The organism is Enterobacter sp. SECR19-1250 (genome assembly GCF_013391025.1).
GTDB classification, from domain to species: Bacteria; Pseudomonadota; Gammaproteobacteria; order Enterobacterales; family Enterobacteriaceae; genus Enterobacter; species Enterobacter cloacae.
On record NZ_JACASJ010000218.1, the window covers coordinates 1 to 2,781 of the forward strand.

The following is a 2,781-nucleotide window of genomic DNA, read 5'->3' on the forward strand; positions in this document are numbered from 1 at the left end:
AACCCGCTACGGGGGAGACTTACCCGAAATCTGATTTATTCAACAAAGCCCATTACTGCCATCTCATTCCAGTCTTTATCGCTAAATTTTGGACGTCGCCCGCCGACTCTCCCTTTTGCTCTGGCCGCAGCCAAACCTGCAAGGGTTCTTTCGCTGATCAAATCCGATTCATATTGTGCGACATTTAGTATGTTGCGGAAATTATAGCGGCCACTGGCAGTTCGCATGTCTACTGCATCCGTTATCGATCGCAGATTTACGCCTTTGCTTTGAAGTTCCTGAAGCCATAGCAATGCGTAAAGAACATTTCGCCCAATGCGATCAATTTTCCAGAGAACAAGCTCATCCCCAGGCTGCAATTTATCTATCAATTTCTGCAGAGCCGGGCGGCGTTTGCCGCGACCTGAAATAACCTCCTGATGGATCTCCTCACAACCGACAGCGCGAAGCGCAATGAGCTGAAGTTCGGTATCCTGGTGCGCAGTAGAAACACGGGCATATCCGTAAATCATGAAAACTTCTCCTGTTAGTGAAAACAGGAGAAACGGCTGGAGAAGGTAGAATAACGACATTCTTGGAAAGGTCGGTTTAGGAAGTAGTGCGACAAGAGATGCTTACAGCGCTTCCGGGAAGATGCTTTCAGAGGGAGATTTTGGTGTTGGATTGCTCCTTTCATCCAGTAATGCGAAACCGATAAATCCCGCCACTTCAGCGCAGCCGGGGCCGACCGGATTTGGCTACTGGGCCGCGGCAGATAACGTCGGTGCATTTCCTGGCCAATGGCAAAGCATTCTGCAAATTGGGGTAGGTGGGGCGACTTACTCACAAATGGCATTCACATGCCTTTCCAGTACGCGTGCAGCTCTGCGAGTTTCTAATGGAAGTGCGGGATTCACAGGCTGGGCTGAATTCTATACAACATCGAATACCACGAAAGCCAGTGATGGCACCCTGAAGGCAGCGTCTCCGGTTGCGCGTATCGTAGCGAGCCAGGAAGAGTGCCAGCGTGCCGACATAGCGGAAGATGGTTTTGTCTGGTGTGGGTGCGGAACAGCAAATGCAGAAGCTGAAGGAGTGATTCTTTCTCGCCTTGATGTAGGTGTTTATGTGCTCGCCGGTTCGGCTGGCCTGGCATCTGAGGGATGGCAGTTACTGCCGCCAATGGACCCTGGCGGCATGGGGGAACTGGGAGTGGTTGAGGCAGAACAAACCGATAGCGGCCAGCTGACAATCCGTCTTTTCAAGCGAAAATATATCCTGAGCGATGAAGGTGAGGTCATCAAAACCAAAGGTGAACCGATGGACGTGCCGGCGAACAGCTGGATCGATGTTCGCCTTGATATGCCTGACGATTCCCTGTTTAACCAACGAATGAGCCAGGAGTCGAAGGTTTAGCGTCGCCCTCTAATGCGCTGACGCGGATAGCCAGGGCTTTGATTGCCGCCAGCGCATCAAGCACCAGAGGATTGAGGTCGAGCGTCATTTTCCCCGACTCCTCAGCCGAATGAACATATTGCGGATCTATCTTTTCCAGATCCTGAGCAATCACGCCGCGGCGAGTCGTTTTGGCTTCATCTGCGAGGTAGTAGAAGGTCTTAAAGTCCATTGCCTCTATGTTGTTAAGTGACTCGTTTAAATCCAAATCCCCTGTCACAGCCTTAAAGTTAATATCCGATGTGCCGGAAGCCTGGTACTGCGTCCATGGAATGTTAGCTTTAGGTTCCTGGGGGTTATTCGTTGAAACAAATCGACTAAATCCAGCACTATTGGAACCAATCCACATCTGAAATATTCGGTTTACGGCATAGCAGCTTTGATAACCGGCACCATTTGCCGGTGCCCATGCAGAGGATGCATTGGTTTCGCTGATAAATGAACTTCTGGCTTCTGTCGGTTTAGCTTCAGAGTAAGCCCCAACCCCAAAATCCCCTACGGAAAGCATATCTCCGGAGGAGCTGTAAGCGTTCCTGGTGGCGCTACTTCCTAAACCGAGGTTTGAGCGAGCGCTCTCTGCAGTAGTTGCCCCGGTCCCGCCCTGGTCAATCGAGAGAGCACCGTTGCTCCCTTTCTGCGCCAGTTTACCGATGCCGGGGATCGTAACAGGGTTGCCGTTGATGGTAACTGTGATGCTCTGGTTTGCTGAGGTAGTGGCGAACGTCTCCCACGCACCGATATTCTCGTCATACTCTTTGATAAGCTGAGACATCGCCTGTGCCAGTCCGTCTATAGAGGTAATGTCAGACACAAGAATTCCATACTTCTGGCCGCTCAGCGCCGGGGAAGCAGCTGGCGTAACCGTCATTGATGTGGCGCTGTTCACGGATGAAATCTGGAACATCTGGACCGGGTTAGACATGACGATAATCGTCTGGCCAGCACGAACCTGGCTGGCCGGTGCCGTCCAGTTTGTGCCAGTGCCGGTTGCGGTATCTCCGTTAATAGCGATGGTGCCGGTGTTATAAAGCATATTTTCTCCTGTTCGCAATGCATCACCTGAGCGGTTTTTGCATAATTAGGAATGGGTTTTTGAGAGTGATGGTGAATTTCTCTGCTCAAATAGATGCAGTTAACAAATTGGTATGAATTAATAATTAGTGAAAAAGAGGGCTGAATGTACCAGCCCTCAATAACCACAATATTTTACCACTCATTTATTTCTAGCCAACAAATGAGCCTGTACCTCTGGTAATTGTTAAGCTTGGAGAATAAATGATTTTACTTACTGAGTTAGGGAAGGTGCGAACAAGTTCCTGATATGAGATCATCATATTCATCCGGAGC

General features: G+C 50.0%; 4 protein-coding genes. 2 read left to right on the forward strand and 2 right to left on the reverse strand.

All coding sequences use genetic code 11. The features are described 5' to 3' along the window. Positions 1–35: 35 nt before the first annotated feature. The gene (locus HX884_RS25960) at positions 36–512 is read right to left on the reverse strand and encodes a recombinase family protein (protein ID WP_178329002.1); all 477 of its coding nucleotides are present in this window, start codon (positions 510–512) and stop codon (positions 36–38) included. 316 nt (positions 513–828) lie between these two features. On the opposite strand from HX884_RS25960, the gene HX884_RS25965 reads away from it, so the two are divergent. After that, a complete protein-coding gene (locus tag HX884_RS25965; RefSeq protein WP_249166246.1) occupies positions 829–1,395 on the forward strand; it encodes a hypothetical protein in 567 nt (188 codons plus the stop codon). On the opposite strand, the gene HX884_RS27415 is transcribed toward HX884_RS25965, so the two are convergent. Beyond that, a complete protein-coding gene (locus HX884_RS27415; RefSeq protein ID WP_227024270.1) occupies positions 1,361–2,245 on the reverse strand; it encodes a tail fiber domain-containing protein in 885 nt (294 codons plus the stop codon). The genes HX884_RS25965 and HX884_RS27415 overlap by 35 nt on opposite strands. On the opposite strand from HX884_RS27415, the gene HX884_RS27420 reads away from it, so the two are divergent. Next, positions 2,235–2,462 carry a hypothetical protein gene (locus tag HX884_RS27420; RefSeq protein WP_162269496.1) on the forward strand — a complete coding sequence of 76 codons (228 nt, stop codon included), beginning with the start codon at positions 2,235–2,237 and terminating at the stop codon, positions 2,460–2,462. The genes HX884_RS27415 and HX884_RS27420 overlap by 11 nt on opposite strands. Positions 2,463–2,781 lie beyond the last annotated feature (319 nt).

Bases quoted from the DNA above. Each gene is read 5' to 3' on its own strand.
- HX884_RS25960 (WP_178329002.1), bottom strand. From the start codon at position 512: ATGATTTACGGATATGCCCGTGTTTCTACTGCGCACCAGGATACCGAA.
- HX884_RS25965 (WP_249166246.1), top strand. From the start codon at position 829: ATGGCATTCACATGCCTTTCCAGTACGCGTGCAGCTCTGCGAGTTTCT.
- HX884_RS27420 (WP_162269496.1), top strand. From the start codon at position 2,235: ATGTCAGACACAAGAATTCCATACTTCTGGCCGCTCAGCGCCGGGGAA.